The following is a 20,376-nucleotide window of genomic DNA, read 5'->3' on the forward strand; positions in this document are numbered from 1 at the left end:
GGGAACTGCGATGACACTCCTGACGTCCGACACCACCCCCCGTCCGCCCGACGTGTGGGAGCCCGGGCACCGGTTCCTGCTCCGCGCGGCCGGTCTGCCCCTGGAGACCGTCCGGGGCCTGCGCTGCCCCGGCACCGGTGACTGGGCGGACGAGGTCCTGGAACTGGAGGAGCGGCTGACCGCCGACGGCGCCGCGCTCAGCGACCTGCTGCACGGGCTGCTCGGCGCCGCCGACGCGGCCGGCAGCGACGCCCGCCGCCTCCTCCTCAGCCTGCGCCGCGCGGTCTTCAACAACCGCCTGCCCGCCGACCCCGGCGCCGCCGAGCGCCTGGTGACCGGGCTGTCCGAACCGGTGGGCGCACGGCTCGCCGACTGGCTGGCCCGCCGCACCCGGTACGCGGATCTCCTGGGCGGGGGGCCGGAGTTGCTGGCCGGGGAGATGCGGGACGCGCGCCGGTCGCTGCGCGAAGCACTGGCCGGGGAGCGTTTCCGGCTGGGGCTGCTGCTGGCCTCGCCCACGCTGGACGGCAGGCTCGACGGATACCTCGCGGACACGAGCGCCGAGCCGGGCAAGCGGATGCGCAAGATCGAGCGTTCGGCGCTCACCTACCTCTACCGCACCGCGTGCAAGACGAGTCCCTTCAGCACACTGACGGCCGTGGCCACCGGCACCTTCGCCCCGGGCACCCCGGACGAAGCGCCGGGAGCCCTGCGCGTCGGCGAGCAGTGGACCAGCCATGTCCGGCTCAACGTCGTCGTCCTCGGCCGGCTGGCCGACCTGATCCTCGCCGACCCCGTGCGCCGCCAGGACCTCCCCGTCGTCCTGGCCCCGGGCTGGGGGCGCGACGAGGACCGCATCCGCTACGTCCGCCAGTGGGTGACCACCGGTGACGACAGCGCGGCCGTCACCTTCGACGCCGTGCGCGACCGGCTGTTCTACCTGCGCGGCAGCGGCACCCTGGACCGGCTGCTCACCTTCTTCTCCACCCACGAGGGGCCGCGCCACCGGGACCTCGTGGACCTGCTGCGCTCCGAGCGCGGCGCCGGTCCCGACGAGGCCGAGCGCTACGCGGCGGCCCTGCTCCAGCTCGGCATGGTGCAGGTGCCGGGGCTGCGCACCGATGTGCACAGCCCCGACCCGCTGCGCTCCTTCCAGCAGGCCCTGCGCGGTCTCGGGGCCCCCTGGGCGGACGAGGTCGCGGCCTCGCTCGACGGACCGGCCGCCTGCCTCGCCGCGTACCCGGCCGCCCCGCTCACCGAACGCCGCACCCTGCTCCGCACCCTGCGCGAGCAACTCCTCGACGTACAGCGGAAGCTGGGCGCCGAGGACGCCGCGCTGCCGCAGACCCTGGTGTACGAGGACGTCAGCGCGGGCGAGGACCTGCGCGGCGGGCCGGGGCCGCTGGCCGGGGCCACGGGCCGGGCGCTGCGGCGGGTCGAGGGCATCCTCCCGATGTACGACATCACCCTGCCCCAGCGCATCACGCTGCGCGGCTTCTTCCTGGCCCGGTACGGAAGCGGCGGGCGCTGCGACGACCTGCTCGGCCTGGTGCACGACTTCCACGAGGACCTCTTCGACCAGTACATCTCGTTCACCTCCAAGCGCTCCGCCTTCGACGCCGAAGGGGAGTACGTCCCGGAGGAGAACTGGCTCGGCCAGAGCGCCCTGCGCTCCCTGGACTCGGCCCGCCGCCGCTTCGTCGCCGGGATGCGCGAGCAGTGGGAGCAGCACGGCACGGCGGACGAGATCCGGCTCCCCGCCGCCCTCCTCACCGAGGTGGCCGGTGAACTCTCCTCCATCACCCAGGACTTCACCCCGCAGAGCCACCACATCCAGGTCGCCGGACCCGGCCCGGACGGGCGGCCGCTGGTGGTCCTCAACCGCTCGTACGGCGGACTCGCCTTCCCCTTCAGCCGGTTCACGCACGTCTACGACCCCGACGGCGCGACCGCCCCGGAGGCGCGCCCCGGCCTCTCGGAGCGGCTGCGCGCCGAACTCCTCACCCGAGCCCCGGAAGGCGCCGTCCTCGCCGAGCTGACCGGGGGGCCGATCACCACCAACCTCAACCTGCACGGGCGGCTGACGAGCCACCAGATCGTGTGCCCCGGCGAGACCTCCACCGTGCCGGAGGACGCCCGGATCCACCTGGAGGACCTGTACCTCCAGCACGACGAGGCCACCGACCGGCTCGTCCTGCGGTCCCGGCGGCTGGGGTGCGAGGTCGTCCCCGTCTACCTCGGCTACCTCGTGCCCGTCGCCCTGCCGGAGATCCCCCGCACCCTGCTCCTGCTCGCCCCGAGCACCATGACGCCCACCGACGTCTGGGGCGGCGTCCCCGAGGCCCCCGCCCGCGACGGGGTCACCCGCAGACCGCGCGTGGTCCACGACGGGGTCGTCGTCAGCCGCCGCAGCTGGACGGCCGACGCCCAGGTGCTGCCCGCCCGGACACCCGGCGCCGACGAGGCGGAGTGGTTCCTCGGCTGGCGGCGCTGGCGGCGCGCCCACGGGCTGCCCGCCCAGGTCTTCGCGACGGTCCTGCGCGAGGGGCGGCGCGCCCTGGGCGCCAAACCCCTGTACGTGGACTTCGACAGCCCGTTGTCCCTGACCGCGTTCGACGCCCTGCTGGAGCGCGGACCGGGCGACGCCGTGGTCCTGCGGGAGATGCTCCCGTCCGAGGACGCCCCGCACGTGCTCTCCGAACAGGGCCACCACGTCGCCGAACTGGCCGTGGAGACCTTCACCTCCCGCCCGCGTACCGAGGACGGCCCCACATGCCGGAACTGATCTCGCCCAGCCCCGCCCGCCCCGCCGCCACGGAACGGGGGGACTGGATCGCCCTGCACGTCTTCTACGCGGCCAGCCCCCGGCCGATGCTGGTCGACTGCGTCCGCCCACTGGTCGCCGAGCTGACCGCCGAAGGGCTGCTGGCCGGCCACTTCTTCATCACGTACTGGCTGGAGGGACCGCACGTCCGGCTCCGGCTGCGCCCCGCGAGCCCCGAGGCCGCCCCCGAGGTGCTGCGCCGCGCCGAGGAGGCCCTCACCGGCTTCCTCCGCACCCGGCCCGCGCTCTACGAGGTCGACTCCGGGTTCCTCAAGGACTTCTACAACGAGCTGTTCGACATCGAGTTCCCCGGCGAGGACCGCACCCGTTACATGGGCGAGGACGGCCGGATGAACCTGCGGCCGAACAACTCCTTCAGCCTGGAGCCGTACGCCCCCGAGTACGCCAAGTACGGCGGCCCGGCCGGGGTCGAGCTGGCCGAGTGGCACTTCCGGCACTCCAGCGACCTGGTCATCGACGCCTTCCGCACCATGAACCTCCACCTGCGGACCGTGCTCCTCGGCACCTCCGCGCAGCTGATGATGGTGATGGCGAGCTGCTTCCTGCCGGAGAAGGACCGGCTCGCCGACTACCTGGACGGCTACTACGCGTTCTGGCACCGCGCCTTCCCCGGCACCGGGTTCATCGGATCGGAGGAGTACGAGCGCAACTACGCGCAGATGGCGCCCGCCCTGGGCACCCGCTTCGCCGCGATCCGCGCCGCCGTCGCCGCCGGGGAGCTCGACCGGCTGCCGTCCTTCCTGCGCGGCTGGGCGGCCCACTGCCTGGAGCTGCGGGACCGGGTCACCGACCTCGCCACCCGGGGCGAACTCCTCTTCCCGGTCTGGGACGGCCCCGCCCGCGAGGACTCGGGGCAGGAGCGCACCGAGCCGGCCGACGCGGCCCCCCTGGAACCGCTCACCCATGTCCAGGCCGTCCTGCCCCGGCTGCTCTCCCCGTACATGCACATGACGAACAACCGGCTGCATGTGACCATCCGCGACGAGGCGTACCTCTCCTTCGTCCTCGGCCAGGTCCTGCGCGAGCCGTCGGGCGACGCGGGTGCGGACGACGCCGGTACGGACAGCGCGGCGGGCTCATGAACCCGGCCACCGACCGCGCCCGCGCCGCCGCCCGCGCGTACCGCCCCGCGCTCGGGCCCGGCGTCCTCATCAGCCCGCCCCTGCTGCGCGGCCCCCGCACGGTGCACCTGCTCAAGCACCCCGTGAGCGGCGCCGCGTTCGAGGTCGGCCCCAAGGAGCACTTCCTCATCGCCCGCCTCGACGGGACCCGCACCCTGGACGACCTCGCGCCCGCCTACGCCGAACGCTTCGGCCGACGGCTCGCCGAGGAGCACTGGAACAGGCTCCTCGGCCTCCTCGGCACCCGGAGCCTGCTCGCGGGCGCCCCCGACCCGCCGCCCGCCGCCCCTCCCCCGGCCCGGACCGGCGGCCGGTGGCACGGCACCCGGCGCCTGGTCGCCGACGCCGACCGGACCACCGCCCGGCTCCACCGCGTCCTGCGCCCGCTGCTCCACCCGGTGGTCCAGCTCCCGCTGCTGGCCGCCGTCCTCGTCACCGTCGTGGCGCTCGTCCTGCACACCGGCGAACTCCTGGACGGCACCGGCGAGCTGATCCGGGAGCCGGCCGCCCTGGCGGGTGCCGCCCTGTTCCTGTGGTTCAGCATCACCCTGCACGAACTGGCCCACGGCATCGCCGCCCAGCACTACGGCGGCACGGTCACCGAGATCGGACTGCGCTGGCGGTTCCCGGTGGCGATGCTCTACTGCACCGTCGACAACTACCTCTTCCTCCCCGCTCTGCGCGCGCGGCTCGTCATCGCCGGGGCGGGCGCCCACCTCAACATGGTGCTGCTGCTGCCCTTCGCGCTCTGGTGGTCCCTGCTGCCCCCCGGCGACCCCACCAGGGCGCTGCTCGCCGGGCTCCTGCTGCTCGGCGCCGTGCAGGGACTCAGCAACCTCGTCCCGCTGCCCCCGCTCGACGGCTACCGCATGCTCGGCCACCTCCTCGGCACCGCCCGCCTCGCCCCGGAGACCCGCGCCTATCTGGCCCTGCGCCGAAGCGACCCGGACGCCGCCGCCGCGTACCCCCGCCGGGCCCGACGCCTCTACACGGCGTACGCCGCCGGATTCGTCGCGCTCGTCCTCCTCGCCGCGGCGGGCACCTGCGCCGCGGCGTACCAGCTCCTGACGGGATGACCGAGGTGACCGCGCCACGCGACCGTCCCCGACCGTCCCCGACCGGAAGGACCACGCACCACATGAATGAGGTACAGGCGATGCCCACCACCCCCGGCGAGGCCACCGCCCCGGGCCCCGCCGTCCACGTACGGCACGTCTCCAAGCGGTACGGAGAACGCCAGGCCCTGGACGACGTGTCCCTGGAGATCGGCCGCGGCGAGTTCTTCGGCCTGCTCGGCCCCAACGGCGCCGGAAAGTCGACCCTGGTGGAGATCATGGAGGGGCTGCGCCGGGCCGACAGCGGCACGGTCGCCCTGTTCGGCGAGTCCCCCTGGCCCCGCAACACCGCGCTGCTGCCCCGGGTCGGCGTCCAGACCCAGTCCTCCGCCTTCTTCGTACGGCAGCGGGCACACGAGCACCTGCGTACCGTCGCCGCGCTCTACGGCGCCCCGCTGAGCGCCGTGGACGCCACGCTGGAGGCCGTCGGGCTCACCGAGCAGCGCGACATCCAGGTGGAAAGCCTCTCCGGCGGGCAGCGCCAGCGCCTCGCCATCGCGTCCGCCCTCGTCCACGGCCCCGAGCTGATCTTCCTCGACGAGCCCACCGCAGCCCTCGACCCGCAGGCCCGCCGCGATCTGTGGGAGGTGCTGCGCGCCCTCAAGGCACAGGGCCGCACCATCGTCTACACCACCCACCACCTGGACGAGGCGGAAGCACTCTGCGACCGCATCGCGATCCTCGTGGACGGCAAGGTCGCGGTCACCGACACCCCGCACAACCTCGTCGGCGGGTTCAAGGCGGCCACCAGGCTGATGCTGCCGCTCGGCCGCCTCGGCGAGGACGAGGCGGCGGCCATCCCCGGCGTCGACCGGGTCACCGTCCAGGGCGGCTCCCTCGTCCTGGAGACCCGCGAGGCGGGCCAGGTCCTCAGCGCCGTCGACAAGCTGACCGGTCTCGACGGCGTCCAGACCCGCACCGCCGGCCTGGAGGACGTCTACCTCGACCTGACGGCCCGGCTCACCCGGTCCGCCCACGCCCCCCACCGGAACGCCGACACCACGGAGCACCAGCCATGAGCGCCTACGCCGCACTGGCCGCAGCGGGCTACCGCGCCCAGATCCGCGACAAGAGCACCCTCTTCTTCACCTTCGCCTTCCCGCTCCTCTTCCTCGTCGTCTTCGGCCTGATCTTCCGGGGCCAGGACGTCGAGGAGAGCGGCCTCTCCTACCTCTCGTACACCGCCGCCGGCGTCCTGTCCTGGGGCGTCGCCAACGCCGCCGTCTTCGGTATCGCGTTCACCCTGATGCAGTGGCGGAACGACGACATCCTGCGCCTGATCCGGATGTCCCCGGCCCCGCTCTCCGCCGTCATCGGCTCCCGTTACGTCCTCGCCCTGGTCGTCGGGGCCGTGCAGTCGCTGCTGTTCGTCGGCGTCGCCATGCTGCCGGTGTTCGGCCTCCGGCCCGCTTCCGGCTGGCCGCTGCTGATCCCGGTGCTCCTCCTCGGTGTCACGACCTTCCTGCTGCTCGGCGTCATCATCGGCTCGTTCGCCGACACCCCGGAGTCGGTCGCGGCCGTCGCCAACTTCCTGATGCTGCCGATGGCGTTCCTCTCCGGCTCCTTCTTCCCGCTGGACTCGATGCCGTCCTGGCTCCAGAACGTCTCCGTGGTCCTGCCGCTGCGCTACCTCAACGACGCCGTGTCCCACGCGATCGCCGGACGCGGGGACGCCTCCGACGTCTGGGTGGGCTGCGCCGGACTCGTCGTCTTCGCCGTGGTCTTCGGCGCCGTCGCCGTCAAGACCTTCCGCTGGACGAGGTCCTCATGAGTGCCCCGACGCGCACCGCCCCCGCCCCCATGGAGGCGGCCCGGACCGTGCTCCGCACCGCGCTGGCCGCCCGGACGGGGCGGGACGTCCCCGTCGTCCCGGTCGGCGCCACCGACGCGACCGACGCCCTCGGCGACCGGGGCGCCCCGGACCCCTGGGCGGCCGAACGCCCCGGCGCCCGTGTCCATCTCACCGCCTCCGCCGTCCTCATCGGCCCCTGGGGCGGCGACGGAACCGCCCCCGCCTGCGGGCGCTGTCTCGCGATGCGCTGGCAGCGCCTGCGCAGCCGCAGCGAGCGGGACGCCCTGGAGACCGGCGGCCCCGACGGCCCCCGCCCCGCGGGGACTTGGCCGCTGCTCACCGAGCACGCCCACGACGCCGTGGCCGCGCTGTGCCGCGCGCTGCTGGACGGCCCCGGCGCCGAACCCCCCGCCACCGGCCCGGCCGACCGGCTCCTGCCCCAGGTCACCCGCCTCGACCTGGCCACCCTCCAGGTGCGGACGTACCCCCTGCTCGCCGATCCCCGCTGCCCCGACTGCGCCCCGCCGCCCCACGCCGCCGAACCCCGCCCGCTCACCCTCGTCGCCCGCCCCAAGCCCGACCCGGACGGCTACCGGCTGCGCCCCGCGTCCTCGTACCCGCTGCCGGAAGAGGCCCTGGCCAACCCCGTCTGCGGGATGCTGGGCGGCGGCACCTGGTCCGACGTCACCTCGCCGACGACCGCGCCCGTCGCGGGAAGCGTCTTCGTACGGGGTTACGCCGGGCTCAACGACGTCACCTGGAGCGGCCAGGAGAACTCCTTCTCCACCAGCCGCGTCCTCGCCTTCCTGGAGGGCCTGGAACGCTACGCCGGAACCCACCGGCGCGGCCGGACCACCCCCGTCACCGGCTCCTGGACGGAGCTGCGGGCCGACGCGGTGGACCCCGTCGTCTGCGGCCTCTACGAGCCGCGCACCTACCGCGACGACCCGCTCGTCGACCCCTTCGACCCGGACCGCGCCATCCCGTGGGAGTGGGGCTGGTCGCTGCGCGACGACAAGCCCGTCCTGGTCCCGTCCCGGCTCGTCTACTACAGCGCGGGGCTGGCCGCCGACAACTTCGTCTTCGAGTGCTCCAACGGCTGCGCCATCGGCGGCGGCCTGGAGGAGGCCGTGCTCGGCGGGCTCCTCGAACTCATCGAACGGGACGCCTTCCTCAACGCCTGGTACGGCAACGCCCGGCTCACCGAGATCGACCTGGCCACCGTCGGCGGACGGGCCGCGCCCGCCATGGCCGAACGCGCCGCGCTCCAGGGCTACGACGTCCACGCCTTCGACAACCGCGTGGACCTGGCCGTCCCCGTGGTGACCGCGCTCGCCGTACGCCGCGACGGCGGCCTCGGCGCGCTCTCCTTCGCGGCGGCCGCCTCGCTGGACCCGCGAGCGGCCGTCGAGGGCGCCTTGTCCGAAGTCCTCACGTACATCCCGCACCTCTCCCGCCAGACCGAGGAGCGCCGGGACGAACTGGAGGCGATGGCCGACGACTTCGACCGGGTACGCCACCTCAAGGACCACGCCCAGCTCTACGGCCTGCCCCGGATGACCGCCCACGCCGACAGCTACCTCAACCCCCTGGCCGTACGCCCCTTCGGCGAGGTCTACCGGGACTGGGAGGCCACCGGCCGCCCCCGCACCGGCGACCTGCGCGACGACCTGGGCGCCGTCATCGGTGAACTCGCCCGCGCCGGGCACGACGTGATCGCCGTCGACCAGACGACCCCGGAGCAGGAGCGCATGGGCCTGCGCACCGTCGCCACCCTCGCCCCCGGGCTCCTGCCGATCGACTTCGGCTGGAACCGCCGCCGCGCCCCCTTCATGCCCCGCCTGCGCACCGCGCTCCGCCGGGGCGGCCACCGCACCACGGACCTGACGGAGGCCGGGATGCGCATGGTCCCGCACCCGTTCCCGTAACGTCCCGCGACCGCGTACAGCGGCCGGGACCACGTACACCGCCCGGAGACGGCGAAACGCCCGGTATCCGTCCGGAAGGGAGACGGATACCGGGCGCGCGCATCGCCCGATCAGGCGGTGCAGGAGGTGGTGCTGGTGGTGGAGCTGCAGGTCGAGGTCGAGCTGCAGCTGGTGGAACCGGCGAGCACGACCTCGCTGGCGTCCGAGTAGTCGGAGATCTCGAAGGTCTCGGCCTCCAGCTCAAGGATCTCGTCGGCGAGGGTGCTGAGGTTCTTCTCCATGGTGTCTCCTCCAGTCCGGGGCCACCGTGTCCGGGGGCCACCACCTGACGTACGCCCCGGCGGGGGGTACGTCGCCCATTCCACCGCCCGCCGCTCACCGCTCGGCATGCCTCCCGCACACACATCGCTGGCACGCGACGCCAGCGGCCCCGACGAGCACGCCAGGAGCCTTCGTTGACCCACCTGACCGCACCTCGGAAAGCGTCCCACCCCGCCCTGTCCCCAACCCTCACCCAGGAGACGATCCGCCCCGCCCTCACCCTCTACCTGGACGTCCACCGCCACCCGGAGACGTCCGGCGAGGAGGCCCGCACCGCCGCCCTGTTCGCGGACCGGCTCACCGCCGCCGGCCTCGACGTCACCCGGGGCATCGGCGGCCACGGCGTCGTCGGCGTCCTCCGCAACGGCGAGGGCCCCCGCGTCTACCTGCGCACCGAGCTCGACGCGCTGCCGCTCCGGGAGCTCACCGGCCTCCCCTACGCGAGCACCGGCCCCGCCATGCACGCCTGCGGCCACGATCTCCACCTGGCGGCGGCCACCGGCGCGGCGGACCTGCTGGCCCGCACCACCGAGCACTGGCGCGGCACCCTCGTGGTCGTGGGCCAGCCCGCCGAGGAGACCCTGACCGGGGCGCGGGCCATGCTGGCGGACGGCCTGTACGAGCGGTTCGGCAGGCCCGACGCGGTCCTCGCCCAGCACGCCGCCCCGCTCCCGGCCGGGCTGATCGCGCACGGCGGCCCGCACGCCCCGGTCGCCGCCGCGAGCGCCGCGCTCACCGTCGTCGTCCACGGCCGGGGCGGCCACGCGGCGACCCCGCAGCTCACCGTGGACCCCGTGGTCACGGCGGCGGCGGTGATCGGCCGCCTCCAGACGGTCGTCGCCCGCGAGGCGGCCCCCGCCGAGCAACTCTCCCTCACCGTGGGCACGGTGCACGCCGGGACGGCCGTCAACATCGTCCCGGACACCGCCGAGCTGGGCATCGGCCTGCGCGCCCTCACCGACGACACCCTGGACCGGGCGCTGGCGGCGGTGGACCGCATCGTCCGGGCGGAGTGCGCGGCGTCGGCCTGCCCCCGCGACCCGGACCTCACGGTGCTCTCCCGCTCTCCGGCCCTGCACGGCGACCCGGCCGCGACGGACGCGGTCCGCGCCGCCCACACCGCCCTGTACGGCCCGGCACGCGTCACGGGCTGGCCCCCGTCGCTGGCCGCCGAGGACTTCGCCCTCTACGGGGACGCGGGCCGCGAACTCCACGGCGAGACCGGAATCCCGCTGGTGTACTGGATGCTGGGGACCACGAGCCCCCGCGAGTGGGCGGCCACGAGCGGCGCGAACATCCCCCCGAACCACTCCCCCCACTTCGCCCCCGCGATCCGCACGGCACTGCCCGCGGCGATCACGGCGCTCACGGCGGCGGCGGTGGACCGGCTGGCGGGGCACCGGGGCACGGCCTAGCGGTTCATGGACACGACGACGTACATGCAGCCGACGGCCACGGCCAGGCACACCCCGGCGACCACGACGGCGGCGCAACCGAGCGCCGTCACCGTGGCGCTGATGGCCGTCCAGCCGACCCGCGTCGCGCGCCGCGCACGCCGGACGGCGTCGTCATAGGCGCGGTCGTCGTCCCACGCACCTTCAGTCATGCTCCCCGCCCTCCGTAGTCTGACCGTATGCCTTCCGCACTGGTCGTCGGTTACGACCCCCAAGCCATCCCCGGTGTCGACGGAAACGCCCTGCGCACGGCGCTCGACGCGGAGCTCGCACGCTTCGCCGACCACGGCATCGACGCGGCCATGACCCTGGTCGAGTTCAACGACGCGGCCGAACCCACCCTCGTCACAGCCCTGACCGAACGCCCCTGGGACGTCGTGGTCATCGGCGGCGGAATCCGCAAGGCCGCACCGCTGCTCCCCCTCTTCGAGCAGACCGTCAACCTCATCCGCCACCACGCGCCCCAGGCGGCGATCGCGTTCAACACCACGGGCGGGGACAGCGTGGAGGCGGCACAACGCTGGCTGTAGAGCCCCACTGACTCACTTCTTACGGGCTCCGCAACGCAAGCCACTCGCCTCACTCACCGCAGAGAAGCGACGAGCCGCTCCAGTGACCTCCGAGCGGGCGGCCCCCACGTCGACTTCCCGTTGGGGAGCCCCCGGTCACCGTCGTCCGCGATGAGCAGCCCACTCAGCGCGCGCAGCACAGCCCAGCCACGGGCACGACGAAGAGTTGCCACATCCGGGGCGGGGTCGTACGCGGCGTAAAACCGGTCAACGCCGTTGTCCGGAAGCAGAATCCAGGCGGCGGCAAGGTCGCAGGCCGGGTCGCCGGCGAAGAGGTCACCGAAGTCGATGACCCCGCAGAACGTGCCGTTGGCGGTCAGCACGTTGGCGGGATGCAGATCCCCGTGAAGCCACAACGCGGGCCCGTCCCAGTCGGGGGCGGCGACGGCGTCCTCCCAGACACGACGAACACCGTCCGCATCCACGAAGAGCCCTCGCTCGGCAACGGCACCGAGCGCCCGCCCGAAGTGCTCCCCGTAGGGCCCCAGGGGCCCACCCCGCCCCCGCCCGGCGGGCGCCCCATCCGGAGCCACCTGATGCAAAGCACTGAGAAACCGGGCCAAACCATCGGCCGCTTCCTCGCCCCGCGTAGCCGGAACCCGATCGCCCGGCTCCCCCGGCACCCAAGTGGTGACCAACCAGGGCCGCGGAAACCGCTCGGACGGCACGCCCAGCCGCTGAGGCACAGGCACGGGCAACGGCAACCCGGGCGCCAGCCCGGGCACCCAGGCATGCTCCTTCAACAACAACTCATCAGCAGACGAGGTCGCCCACGGCAACCGCACGGCAAGCCCGTCCCCCAACCGCCACAACTGATTGTCCCACCCCCGCGCGGCAAGGCTGAGAGGGAGCTCGGCGAGATCGGGGTGCTGGTCGCGGAGGAGGGAGCGGATGAGGTCGGGGGCTAAGTCGGCCCGGGCTTGAGGGTCGGTCATGCCGGGGAGCGTAGCCGGGGGGCTTGGGCGGGCGCTGCGTGGGTGATGGTGCCCCTTCGCGTGCGGGGAGCAGGTCAGGCCCTCGGCGAGACGCTGCGAAAACCCGGGACCATCCCCGCCCGTGCGGGGAGCAGGAGCGCGCCGAGACCGCCGCCGACCGCATGTGGGGACCATCCCCGCGCGTGCGGGGAGCAGGAATACGGAGTGCCGATTTCATCGCTCGCGGCGGGACCATCCCCGCGCGTGCGGGGAGCAGTGAACGTTGCCCGTGACCATTCCGGCGGCCAGGGGACCATCCCCGCGCGTGCGGGGAGCAGCGGGAGTCCTGGGTGACGGGCCCGTAGTAGTGGGGACCATCCCCGCGCGTGCGGGGAGCAGACTCGCTGACCTGCGGGTCTATCGAGTCAAGGCGCGGTTTCTGACCACTTTCACACAGTCCGGCATATCCATCTCAACAATCACACGTCAGGCATACGCGGCAAGGGTACGCCAACACCTCTGGATAGCCTGCCCGTTCGCCCAGTGCGCCCCCAGCCTCCCCACGCCTGCGCGCATCGGAAAGCCCGGCTGGACGCGAACTACTGCGGCTGGCGTAGAACGGCAGCCGCTTCGCATGCGGGATCACCTTCCGGGCACCGGGCGCATACCTGACGTAACGGTTTCGGTTTGGGGAGGCTGCAGTGATGGCGAACGTGAAGACCCGGGGGACCAAGGTGGCTGCGTACGGAGTGGCGGGTCTCCTGGCCGTTGCCGCGCTTGCCGGATGCGGGTCGGACGACAAGGGCGACGCCGCGAAGGACGCGAAGCCCTCCGGGGCGGGCAAGACGGCCGACTCGTCGCCCTCGCAGGTTGTACAGGCGACCAACAAGAAGACCACCGAGGCCGGGTCCGCGCGCGTGAAGATCACGACTTCGGTCACCGCCAAGGGGCAGAGCCAGACGGTCACCGGCTCCGGCGTCATGGACTTCGAGGACGGGGAAAGCAAGCTGACCATGGAGCAGTCGGGTCAGCGGTTGGAGCAGCGGGTCGTGGACAAGATGATCTACCAGAAGCCGCCGAAGGGCGAGGGCGGCCTGCCTGGCGGCAAGAGCTGGATGAAGATCGACATGGAGAAGCTGCGGACCTCCGGGGCCGCTGGAAGCAGCCAGGTGAGCGATCCGACCGATTCCTTCGCCTACTCCAAGTCGCTGTCCGAGAAGGACGTGAAGAAGGTCGGTACGGAGAACCTGGGCGGTGTCGCGACGACCCACTACAAGGTCGACCTGGACATCGACAAGCTCGCCAAGGGCGACGCCGCGCAGGCCCGGAAGCTGCGCGAACAGCTCGGCGAGACGGTGCCGGTGGACCTGTGGGTCGATGGCAAGGGACTGATGCGCCGCCAGCAGATCGAAATCGCCGCGCAGCCGGCCGGGGGCGCGAAGGACTCCGGTTCGGCGAACCGGGGCAAGGCGAAGGTCGTCATGGACTTCAGCGACTTCGGAACCGACGTCGATGTCGACGCGCCTCCCGCCGGGGACACGGTTGACGTGACGGACAAGGTCGTCGAGCAGGCGGGCGGCCAGCGGTCCTGACAGACGCGCTGTCCGGCGGAAGGCCCCACCCCGTCCGGGCGCGGTGGGGCCTTCCGCGGAGAGCGGAGCTGGAGGTAGGGCCATCCCCGCACCCGCGGGGAGCAGAGCGCGAAGTACATGGGCGACATCATGGACCAAGGACCATCCCCGCACGCGCGGGGAGCAGACTGCGTGACCTGCGGGCTTACCTCGAGTGCGTGGCGTTTCCGACCACTTTCGCGGACTCCGGCATAACCACCCCAACAGCCCCACAGCTGGCATAGACCCCGCAGTGTAGGCCAACCACCAGCTCAAGCAGACCCGTTCCCGTCAGCCCGCCCCCTCACACCCGCTCCCCCACCTCATACACCCAAACCCGCTCCCCCACCCTCCTCACCGTCACCCCGAACCGCTCCCACCCCGGCCTCCCCCGCTCCACCCACCACGCATACGCACCCTCCACCTCATCCCACAACCGCCGCTCACCGCGCTGCCACACGCGAGCCGCCGGCTCCCCGTCCTCCACCAGGACGCACGCCCAGGACCGGTCGTTTCGGCTGTAGAACCAGTGAGGTTGGGCGCCCCGCACCTTCTCGGCGGCGATGTACGTGCACGCGGGGACGCGGAGGCCCAACGCGAACGGCAGCGGGCTGAAGCGGTCGGCTGCCGACAGGGCCCTCGCCGCGTCCGAGGTCGTCGTCTCCGGGGCGGGCAACGGGCCAGGCGCGTACGCCTCATGGTCGATCGGGGCCGACCGGTACGCTCTCAGCTTCATGAACTCCACCGGGCCCGTGAAACGCCCGCTCGCGCTCTTCCCCTCCGCGTCCACCGTCAACCGCAGAACCGCGTCGGCAGGACTGAAGTCCGTTCCCCACGGCGCCACAATCACACCCCCGGGCCGCGTCTGCTCCACCCACGCGTACGGGATCTCCCGCACCCCGCACGTCGCGATCACCCGGTCGAACACGCCCCGCCCCGGCGCCCCCGCGCGCCCGTCGCCGTGGATCACCTCCACCGGGGCTCCGAAGAAGTGGGCCAGGGCGTCGCGCGCCCGGTTCGCCACCGCCTCGTCCACCTCCACGCTGACGACGTTGCCCTCCCCCACCTTGTGCGCCAGCAGCGCGGCGTTCCAGCCCGTCCCTGTACCGATTTCGAGCACCCGGCAGTAGTCGTCCACCGTCAGCGCGTCGAGCATCCGGAAGACCACGCTCGGCATCGAGGCCGACGACGTCGACACCCGGCCCGGCTCGCGGCCGGTGTGCTCCCCGTCGTCCCACTGCGTCACGACCGGCACGTCCGCGTCCGCATACCCGCGCCACGCCTGCGCATCCTCCGTCCGCGATACGTGGACGGCCCTCCCGGCCGCCATGTCGTACGGCCAGATCGTGTCCGGTAAGAACGCCTGCCGGGGCACCCGCGCATACGCGTCCAGCCAGCCCGTCTTCAGTACGCCGCCCGTCGTGAGCGCGTACGCCACGTCCTCGCGCGTGGCGTACGCGCTCACCGTCTGCTCACTCATGCCGCCGCCAGGCCCTTCGTCGTTCCGTTCATGACCTCGTCCACTCCGTTCAGCCTTTCTCGGGCGGCGTGTTGACGTCCCGGCGCCCGCGCCGTCACAGCCGGTACTTCGCGTGCATCGCGTTCGTCTCCCGTACGCGTACGAGGAGGTCCTCCGACGACGCCCCGGCCTTCGACGGGCCATCCGGGCAGATGGGAGCCCCGCACCGGCACGGCGGGAACGCGGCGAGCGACGCGTAACGCGAGATGTCCGGGTCCCCGCGCAGCTCGCTTCTCGGGGGTTCTTCGTCGGTTCGGACGGGGAGTGGGCCGGGGGCCGGCGCGGTTCCATGCTCTTCGACAGGCACGCTTTCGTGTCCCTCCGTAGCGGTTTCACTACCAGACGCGTTCAGCGTGACCTAGCCTCGCAATGTCATCAACGTGGCAGCCAGGGAGGGCATATTGGTCAACATCAAGGAGCTGAATCCGGACGCGTCTCCGCAGGCGGCGTACGGCGCGCGTTTACGCAGGATGCGTGAGGCTCGCGGCTGGATTCAGGATCACATCGCCACGATGGTCGGCTGCACGGGGCGGCACGTCTCCGCCATCGAAACTGGTCGTAAATCCGCAACCCTGCCCTTCTCGCGGAGATTGGACGTAGCCCTCGAACTCGTCGGCACGCCCGACTCGTTCGAGCGCGAGTGGCGCGAGATGAAGCACGGGAGCCTGCTGGAGGGCTTCCCGGAGTACGTCGGTTACGAGGGCCGGGCGGTGGAGATCCGGTTGTTCGAGGTCGGGATCATTCCTGGCCTGATGCAAACCCAGGAGTACGCGCGGGCGGTGGCCGAGGGGGACTTGCAGCGCGGCTCAATCACACCCGAGCAGGCAGACGAGCGCGTCTCGGTCCTGCTGGAACGGCAGGCCGCGCTGGTCAGGCCCCGACCACCGATGGTGTTCGTCGTCATGGACGAGAGCTGTCTTCTGCAAGCCATCGGCGGTCCGAAGGTCATGAAGGCCCAACTGGAACGGCTGGAGGAGTTGGCCTCGCTCCCCAACTGGTTCGTTCACGTGGCGCCGTTCGCCATAGGGGCCCGACGGGCGTTCGATCGGCCCGTCTACCTGCTCACCCTCGCCGACCGGTCCGTTGTCGCCTACGCCGAGTCGCAGATGCAGGGGTACGTCGACCGGGAACCGTCGTCCGTGGTGCCCATGCTCACGGCCTACCATCAGCTTCAGGGCGAGACGCTGTCCAAAGCAGCGTCGTTGGCCATGATCAGTCAGTTGAGAAAGGGCGCCCCGTGACGAACGAATCCCCCCGCTGGTACAAGTCCTCGTACAGCTCGAACGGCGGCGCCTGTGTCGAGGTGGCAGCCAACCTCGCCGCCACGAGCGGGAGCGTCCCCGTCCGAGACTCCAAGCAGGGCGGCTGCGGCCCGAACCTGTCGGTCTCCACCAACGCCTTCTCGTCGTTCGTGGAAGGTGTCAGGGCAGGGGAGTTCGGCCGCGTCTGAGGGACGACGAGCCGCTGCTACACAGCCCCACCGCGCCGCGCGCGGTGGGGCTTTCGCTGCCGGTACGCCTCCGAGATCGGGGCGGAAGCGGCCTACCCTTGCCTGAGGCCGACAGCAACCAGACGCGAAGGGGCACGAACGATGACCGAATCACCCCGCTGGTACAAGTCCTCGTACAGCTCGAACGGCGGCGACTGCCTCGAGGTGGCAGCCAACGTCGCTGCCAGGACCGGCACCGTTCCCGTCCGCGACTCCAAGCAAACCGGCGGCCCCGCTCTGTCGGTCTCCACCGAGGCGTTCTCGTCGTTCGTGGAGGGTGTCAGGGCGGGAGGGGGCGACGCGGCCTGAGCGACCGGCGGCAGGGCGCCGCGCCCCCGCTCAGGCCAGGGACTTGTGCAGGACGATGCACGGGCGGTCGTGGGCGAGGTCGCGGCGGCGGTCGATCTCCTGCCAGCCGAGGGAGGTCCAGAAGGCGAGGGCGTCGGGGTTGTTCTCCAGCACGGCGAGCCGGATGCCGCTCCGTCCCTCACCCCGGAACCGCTCCTCGACCAGCCCGGCGAGCCGCCGACCGATTCCCGTACGGCGGGAGTGACCGTCCACGATGAGCAGCCCGATCCAGGGCAGCCCGTCCTTCGGATGCCGGCCGAGCAGACAAACGACCCCGACGAGCCGTCCTTGCTCATCCCTGCCAACCAACACCTCGCCGCCCTCCGCAGCGACTTCCGCCCTGAGATCGGCCTCAACCGCCTCCGCCTGAATGTCCCCGGGGTCGTACTCGCCTGCCGCGCGCCAGTAGGCGGGGTTGCTGGCGTAGAGGGCGACGACTTCGCGGATCTCGCCGGACGTGAAGGCGAGGGGGTGGAGGCTGAGGGGTTCGGGGTGGGCGGGCATGGCGGCCAGGGTACGTGGGCGGCCTTGGGCCGCGCGGAATGCGGGGCCCAAGGCGTCAGGCGCAGCAGGCCAGGTAAACGGAGGGCCATCCCTGCGCGTGCGGGGACACTGCATCCTGCCCGTACGGCCTGAAGCCGTCGAAGGGCCCATCCCCGCGCGTACGAGGAGCACGTACCGTCCTGGTACGGCGGGTTGTAGCTCAGGGGACCATCCCTGCGCGTGCAGGGAAGACCTCGCACGAGGAACGCGTCGTCGCCCATTCGGGGGCCGTCCCCGCGCGTGCGGGGAACACTGGAGCAGGCCCGGGATGAACTCGTTCTCGTAGGGACCATCCCCGCGCGTGCGGGGAACACACACCGTTTCCGACCGCGCCCCGGTCGACCACGGGACCATCCCCCCGCGCGCGGGGAACACAGCCTCCGCGCCTTGGCTCCGGGGTCCTGTCGGGGACCATCCCCGCGCGTGCGGGGAGCACTCTTCCTGACCTGCGGCTTTGCCGCGTGTCAGGGCTGCTGCTGACCACTTCCGCACACTCCGGCATATCCCCCTCAACGCCCCCACAACACCCACCCACCCCCACCCTAGGCCAACACCCCCACCCACACCCCCCGTTCAGCAGCAACAGCCAGCCGCCGCCCCGTAAACCCCAGCCCACCCCCGCCCCGCCCCACGTACAGTGCCCGGATGATCGTGATTCCCGAGGAGTTCGCGCGGACCACCGTCGAGCGCGAAGGCGACGCCGGAGCATCCTGGCTCAGCGAACTCCCCGCGCTCGTCGGCGCCTTGGTCGACGAGTGGGCCTGCACACCCGACGGCCCCCTCACCCACGGCGGCGTCGGCCTCATCCTCCCCGTGCGCCGCGATCACACGCCCCCCGCCGTGCTCAAGGTCTCCTTCCCGCACCCCGGGAACGATCACGAGCCCGACGCCTTCGTCGCCTGGGGCGGGCGTGGGGCCGTAAGCCTCTACGAGCGGGACGACAGCCGGTACGCGATGCTGCTGGAGCGGGCCTCGACGGTGACGCTCGCCGAGGCCGTCGAGGGGGACGACGTGGTCGTCGTCGCTGCGCGGCTCGCGCGGCGGCTTGCCGTGGCCGCACCCACCGGGCTGCCCCGGCTCAGCGACCAGGCCGGGGAGTGGGAGGACGGGCTGCGCACCGACGACGCCGAGTTCGCGCACCCCCTGCCGCGCCCCGTCATCGACGCCGCCCTCGCCACCGTAAGGGAGTTGGGGCGGGCGCAGCCCGACACGCTCGTCCACGGGGATCTGCACGGGCGGAACATCCTGCGGGCCGAGCGCGAGCCCTGGCTGGCCGTTGATCCCAAGGGGTATGTGGGCGACCCGGCCTACGACGCGGGGGCGTTGATGAAGTCCCGCGCGTACGCCCTCGCGGGGGCGGGCGCGGACCTGGCGCGGGCAGCGCACCGCATCGTGGACGTCTTCGCCGACGCCGCCGAGCTGGAGCGCGAACGGGTGCGGCGGTGGGCCCAGTTGCACGCCGTGCAAGCCGCCTTCTGGGCCCGGCGGCACGGGTTCCGGGTCGCCCGCGGCGGGCCCGAGCTGGAATGGGCGACCGCCTTCGCGGACCGGCTGGCGGAGCTGTTGACCGAGCCCTCCTGAGGGCCTGCACCACGTTGAACCCCTCACCACCTCACGAAACAGGGCCCTGAATCGTCGGCCCTGAAGAGCAGCCCCCCTTAGAAGCGGAGAACAACGCATGCGCACCGCATACCTCACGGTCACCATCCTCGGCATCTTCTTCAACGGTGCCGCCGCCGTGACCTACCTCATCGGCCACGAATACCCCAAGTCCCAGGCCGACATGAAGGGCATCCCCCGCAAGTACGTCCCCTGGCTCGGCATATGCCTGGCCGCAGGCACCCTCGGGCTGCTCGCCGGGTTCGCCGTGCCCGCGCTGGGCACGCTCGCCGCGTGCGGGCTGATCCTCTACTTCATCGGCGCGATCATCGCCCATCTGCGCGTCGGATCAAGAAACATCGTCGGCGGGATCGTCTTCCTGGCTACGGCGATCGCCGCCCTGATCCTGGGCGTGCAGTACCACGGGGCCTGGTGAGCGGGCCGCCTACCTGCGGGTCGCGAGGTCCGCGTCCGTGATCGGCCGGACCACCCGGCACGGCGTACCGACCGCGACGCTCATCGGAGGAATGTCGCGGCTCACGACGCTGCCCGCGCCGATCACCGAGCCGTAGCCGATACGGACGCCCGGCAGGACGACCACGTTGCTGCCGATCCACACCTTGTCCTCGATGACGATCGGCTCCGAGAAGCGGCCGAAATCCGCCCGGCGCGCGGGGTGCACCGGGTGGCCCGTCGTCGTCAGGGTCACGCTCGGGGCGATCATGACGTCGTCGCCGATGCGGATCTCCACGTCGTCCACGAACGTCAGGTTCACGTTGCCGAAGAAGTCGTCCCCGATGTGCACGTTGCTGCCGAAAGCGGCGTGGAACGGCGCCTGGAGGACCGTGCGTTCGCCCACCGAGGCGAAGATCCGCGTCAGCAGCGAGCGCCGTCGCTCCGTGTCGCCGGGCGGCGTGTGGTTGTACGCGAAGATCTCGTCCTCGCGCCGGGCCGGGGCCAGGAAGGCCGCCTCGGTCTCCGTGTAGACGAGCCCCTTCGCGATCCGGGCCCGTATCTCGTTCTGGTCGGTTTCAGCCATCGTGCGGCGTTCCCTTCGTCGGGCGGGGCGATCGACCCCTCAGAGGGCGGCGACCGGTACGACGAACCATAGAACCTCGCCTCCGGTCGTCCGACGTCTTGACGTGCCCCTGACCGAATGGCTTCATGGGTCCACCCGTGTGGGAGCGCTCCCACATCAGTGAACCACCC

The 20,376-nt window shown here is 72.3% G+C and carries 20 protein-coding genes and 1 CRISPR repeat array; of the genes, 14 read left to right on the top strand and 6 right to left on the bottom strand.

Features of this window, described 5'->3' with window-relative positions:
• The first annotated feature begins 10 nt into the window (after nucleotides 1-10).
• From AMK18_RS18860 to AMK18_RS18885, 6 genes are all read left to right on the top strand, one after another.
• Nucleotides 11-2,785 (top strand): lantibiotic dehydratase, encoded by a 2,775-nt coding sequence (locus AMK18_RS18860; RefSeq protein WP_073863644.1) that lies wholly within the window; start codon nucleotides 11-13, stop codon nucleotides 2,783-2,785.
• Nucleotides 2,773-3,927 (top strand): lantibiotic dehydratase C-terminal domain-containing protein, encoded by a 1,155-nt coding sequence (locus AMK18_RS18865; RefSeq protein WP_073863645.1) that lies wholly within the window; start codon nucleotides 2,773-2,775, stop codon nucleotides 3,925-3,927. Before AMK18_RS18860 ends, AMK18_RS18865 begins: the two co-directional genes overlap by 13 nt.
• Nucleotides 3,924-5,042, top strand: a complete 1,119-nt coding sequence (locus AMK18_RS18870; RefSeq protein ID WP_018105662.1) for a M50 family metallopeptidase — start codon at nucleotides 3,924-3,926, stop codon at nucleotides 5,040-5,042. Before AMK18_RS18865 ends, AMK18_RS18870 begins: the two co-directional genes overlap by 4 nt.
• A 62-nt stretch (nucleotides 5,043-5,104) precedes the next feature.
• Nucleotides 5,105-6,100, top strand: coding sequence for an ABC transporter ATP-binding protein (locus AMK18_RS18875; RefSeq protein ID WP_073863646.1), 996 nt, complete (start codon nucleotides 5,105-5,107; stop codon nucleotides 6,098-6,100).
• Nucleotides 6,097-6,852, top strand: a complete 756-nt coding sequence (locus tag AMK18_RS18880; protein ID WP_073863647.1) for an ABC transporter permease — start codon at nucleotides 6,097-6,099, stop codon at nucleotides 6,850-6,852. The genes AMK18_RS18875 and AMK18_RS18880 overlap by 4 nt, the downstream gene beginning before the upstream one ends.
• On the top strand, nucleotides 6,849-8,801 hold the full coding sequence (locus AMK18_RS18885) for a TOMM precursor leader peptide-binding protein (RefSeq protein WP_073863648.1): 1,953 nt from the start codon (nucleotides 6,849-6,851) through the stop codon (nucleotides 8,799-8,801). Before AMK18_RS18880 ends, AMK18_RS18885 begins: the two co-directional genes overlap by 4 nt.
• Before the next feature lie 110 nt (nucleotides 8,802-8,911).
• Here AMK18_RS18885 and AMK18_RS18890 read toward each other — a convergent pair whose 3' ends face one another.
• A complete protein-coding gene (locus AMK18_RS18890; protein ID WP_018105658.1) occupies nucleotides 8,912-9,082 on the bottom strand; it encodes a thiazolylpeptide-type bacteriocin in 171 nt (56 codons plus the stop codon).
• A 174-nt stretch (nucleotides 9,083-9,256) separates the two neighbouring features.
• Between AMK18_RS18890 and AMK18_RS18895 the strand changes: the two genes are divergently transcribed.
• The gene (locus AMK18_RS18895) at nucleotides 9,257-10,537 is read left to right on the top strand and encodes an amidohydrolase (protein WP_073863649.1); all 1,281 of its coding nucleotides are present in this window, start codon (nucleotides 9,257-9,259) and stop codon (nucleotides 10,535-10,537) included.
• On the opposite strand, the gene AMK18_RS18900 is transcribed toward AMK18_RS18895, so the two are convergent.
• Nucleotides 10,534-10,728, bottom strand: a complete 195-nt coding sequence (locus tag AMK18_RS18900; protein ID WP_073863650.1) for a hypothetical protein — start codon at nucleotides 10,726-10,728, stop codon at nucleotides 10,534-10,536. The two genes, AMK18_RS18895 and AMK18_RS18900, sit on opposite strands and share 4 nt — an antisense overlap.
• Nucleotides 10,729-10,755: 27 nt before the next feature.
• Between AMK18_RS18900 and AMK18_RS18905 the strand changes: the two genes are divergently transcribed.
• Nucleotides 10,756-11,106 (top strand): hypothetical protein, encoded by a 351-nt coding sequence (locus AMK18_RS18905; protein WP_073863651.1) that lies wholly within the window; start codon nucleotides 10,756-10,758, stop codon nucleotides 11,104-11,106.
• 53 nt (nucleotides 11,107-11,159) lie between these two features.
• Here the strand turns inward: AMK18_RS18905 and AMK18_RS18910 are convergent, their stop codons facing one another.
• Nucleotides 11,160-12,080 (bottom strand): aminoglycoside phosphotransferase family protein, encoded by a 921-nt coding sequence (locus AMK18_RS18910; RefSeq protein WP_073863652.1) that lies wholly within the window; start codon nucleotides 12,078-12,080, stop codon nucleotides 11,160-11,162.
• A gap of 105 nt (nucleotides 12,081-12,185) precedes the next feature.
• Nucleotides 12,186-12,458: a CRISPR direct-repeat array (repeat unit 29 nt; unit sequence GGGACCATCCCCGCGCGTGCGGGGAGCAG).
• A 305-nt stretch (nucleotides 12,459-12,763) separates the two neighbouring features.
• Here AMK18_RS18910 and AMK18_RS18915 point away from each other — a divergent pair.
• Entirely contained in the window at nucleotides 12,764-13,651 is an 888-nt protein-coding gene (locus AMK18_RS18915) for an LppX_LprAFG lipoprotein (RefSeq protein WP_073863653.1), read from the top strand.
• A gap of 322 nt (nucleotides 13,652-13,973) precedes the next feature.
• On the opposite strand, the gene AMK18_RS18920 is transcribed toward AMK18_RS18915, so the two are convergent.
• Nucleotides 13,974-15,149 carry a methyltransferase domain-containing protein gene (locus tag AMK18_RS18920; protein ID WP_073863654.1) on the bottom strand — a complete coding sequence of 392 codons (1,176 nt, stop codon included), beginning with the start codon at nucleotides 15,147-15,149 and terminating at the stop codon, nucleotides 13,974-13,976.
• Between the two features lie 440 nt (nucleotides 15,150-15,589).
• Here AMK18_RS18920 and AMK18_RS18925 point away from each other — a divergent pair, with 440 nt between their 5' ends.
• The 3 genes from AMK18_RS18925 to AMK18_RS18935 all read left to right on the top strand — a co-directional run bounded on the left by AMK18_RS18925 (nucleotide 15,590) and on the right by AMK18_RS18935 (nucleotide 16,986).
• A complete protein-coding gene (locus AMK18_RS18925) occupies nucleotides 15,590-16,429 on the top strand; it encodes a helix-turn-helix domain-containing protein (protein ID WP_073863655.1) in 840 nt (279 codons plus the stop codon).
• Nucleotides 16,426-16,638, top strand: a complete 213-nt coding sequence (locus AMK18_RS18930; protein WP_073863656.1) for a DUF397 domain-containing protein — start codon at nucleotides 16,426-16,428, stop codon at nucleotides 16,636-16,638. Before AMK18_RS18925 ends, AMK18_RS18930 begins: the two co-directional genes overlap by 4 nt.
• Nucleotides 16,639-16,779: 141 nt before the next feature.
• Nucleotides 16,780-16,986 carry a DUF397 domain-containing protein gene (locus AMK18_RS18935; protein ID WP_073863657.1) on the top strand — a complete coding sequence of 69 codons (207 nt, stop codon included), beginning with the start codon at nucleotides 16,780-16,782 and terminating at the stop codon, nucleotides 16,984-16,986.
• 30 nt (nucleotides 16,987-17,016) lie between these two features.
• On the opposite strand, the gene AMK18_RS18940 is transcribed toward AMK18_RS18935, so the two are convergent.
• A complete protein-coding gene (locus tag AMK18_RS18940) occupies nucleotides 17,017-17,529 on the bottom strand; it encodes a GNAT family N-acetyltransferase (RefSeq protein WP_073863658.1) in 513 nt (170 codons plus the stop codon).
• Between the two features lie 684 nt (nucleotides 17,530-18,213).
• Between AMK18_RS18940 and AMK18_RS18945 the strand changes: the two genes are divergently transcribed.
• Together AMK18_RS18945 and AMK18_RS18950 are read left to right on the top strand one after the other, a co-directional pair.
• Nucleotides 18,214-19,149, top strand: coding sequence for an aminoglycoside phosphotransferase family protein (locus tag AMK18_RS18945; protein WP_073863659.1), 936 nt, complete (start codon nucleotides 18,214-18,216; stop codon nucleotides 19,147-19,149).
• A 97-nt stretch (nucleotides 19,150-19,246) separates the two neighbouring features.
• Nucleotides 19,247-19,603: a DoxX family protein gene (locus tag AMK18_RS18950; RefSeq protein ID WP_073863660.1), complete on the top strand. Its 357-nt coding sequence runs from the start codon at nucleotides 19,247-19,249 to the stop codon at nucleotides 19,601-19,603.
• Nucleotides 19,604-19,612: 9 nt separating this feature from the next.
• Here the strand turns inward: AMK18_RS18950 and AMK18_RS18955 are convergent, their stop codons facing one another.
• Complete coding sequence (locus AMK18_RS18955) at nucleotides 19,613-20,206, bottom strand: sugar O-acetyltransferase (RefSeq protein WP_073863661.1); 594 nt, start codon at nucleotides 20,204-20,206, stop codon at nucleotides 19,613-19,615.
• Between the last annotated feature and the right edge of the window lie 170 nt (nucleotides 20,207-20,376).

This window comes from Streptomyces sp. CB01249, assembly GCF_001905735.1.
Taxonomy (GTDB): Bacteria; Actinomycetota; Actinomycetes; order Streptomycetales; family Streptomycetaceae; genus Streptomyces.

Excerpts from the sequence above, each read along its gene's own strand:
- AMK18_RS18860 (WP_073863644.1), top strand. The coding sequence starts at position 11 with ATGACACTCCTGACGTCCGACACCACCCCCCGTCCGCCCGACGTGTGG.
- AMK18_RS18865 (WP_073863645.1), top strand. The coding sequence starts at position 2,773 with ATGCCGGAACTGATCTCGCCCAGCCCCGCCCGCCCCGCCGCCACGGAA.
- AMK18_RS18870 (WP_018105662.1), top strand. The coding sequence starts at position 3,924 with ATGAACCCGGCCACCGACCGCGCCCGCGCCGCCGCCCGCGCGTACCGC.
- AMK18_RS18875 (WP_073863646.1), top strand. The coding sequence starts at position 5,105 with ATGAATGAGGTACAGGCGATGCCCACCACCCCCGGCGAGGCCACCGCC.
- AMK18_RS18880 (WP_073863647.1), top strand. The coding sequence starts at position 6,097 with ATGAGCGCCTACGCCGCACTGGCCGCAGCGGGCTACCGCGCCCAGATC.
- AMK18_RS18885 (WP_073863648.1), top strand. The coding sequence starts at position 6,849 with ATGAGTGCCCCGACGCGCACCGCCCCCGCCCCCATGGAGGCGGCCCGG.
- AMK18_RS18890 (WP_018105658.1), bottom strand. The coding sequence starts at position 9,082 with ATGGAGAAGAACCTCAGCACCCTCGCCGACGAGATCCTTGAGCTGGAG.
- AMK18_RS18900 (WP_073863650.1), bottom strand. The coding sequence starts at position 10,728 with ATGACTGAAGGTGCGTGGGACGACGACCGCGCCTATGACGACGCCGTC.
- AMK18_RS18905 (WP_073863651.1), top strand. The coding sequence starts at position 10,756 with ATGCCTTCCGCACTGGTCGTCGGTTACGACCCCCAAGCCATCCCCGGT.
- AMK18_RS18910 (WP_073863652.1), bottom strand. The coding sequence starts at position 12,080 with ATGACCGACCCTCAAGCCCGGGCCGACTTAGCCCCCGACCTCATCCGC.
- AMK18_RS18915 (WP_073863653.1), top strand. The coding sequence starts at position 12,764 with ATGGCGAACGTGAAGACCCGGGGGACCAAGGTGGCTGCGTACGGAGTG.
- AMK18_RS18920 (WP_073863654.1), bottom strand. The coding sequence starts at position 15,149 with ATGAGTGAGCAGACGGTGAGCGCGTACGCCACGCGCGAGGACGTGGCG.
- AMK18_RS18935 (WP_073863657.1), top strand. The coding sequence starts at position 16,780 with ATGACCGAATCACCCCGCTGGTACAAGTCCTCGTACAGCTCGAACGGC.
- AMK18_RS18940 (WP_073863658.1), bottom strand. The coding sequence starts at position 17,529 with ATGCCCGCCCACCCCGAACCCCTCAGCCTCCACCCCCTCGCCTTCACG.
- AMK18_RS18945 (WP_073863659.1), top strand. The coding sequence starts at position 18,214 with ATGATCGTGATTCCCGAGGAGTTCGCGCGGACCACCGTCGAGCGCGAA.
- AMK18_RS18950 (WP_073863660.1), top strand. The coding sequence starts at position 19,247 with ATGCGCACCGCATACCTCACGGTCACCATCCTCGGCATCTTCTTCAAC.
- AMK18_RS18955 (WP_073863661.1), bottom strand. The coding sequence starts at position 20,206 with ATGGCTGAAACCGACCAGAACGAGATACGGGCCCGGATCGCGAAGGGG.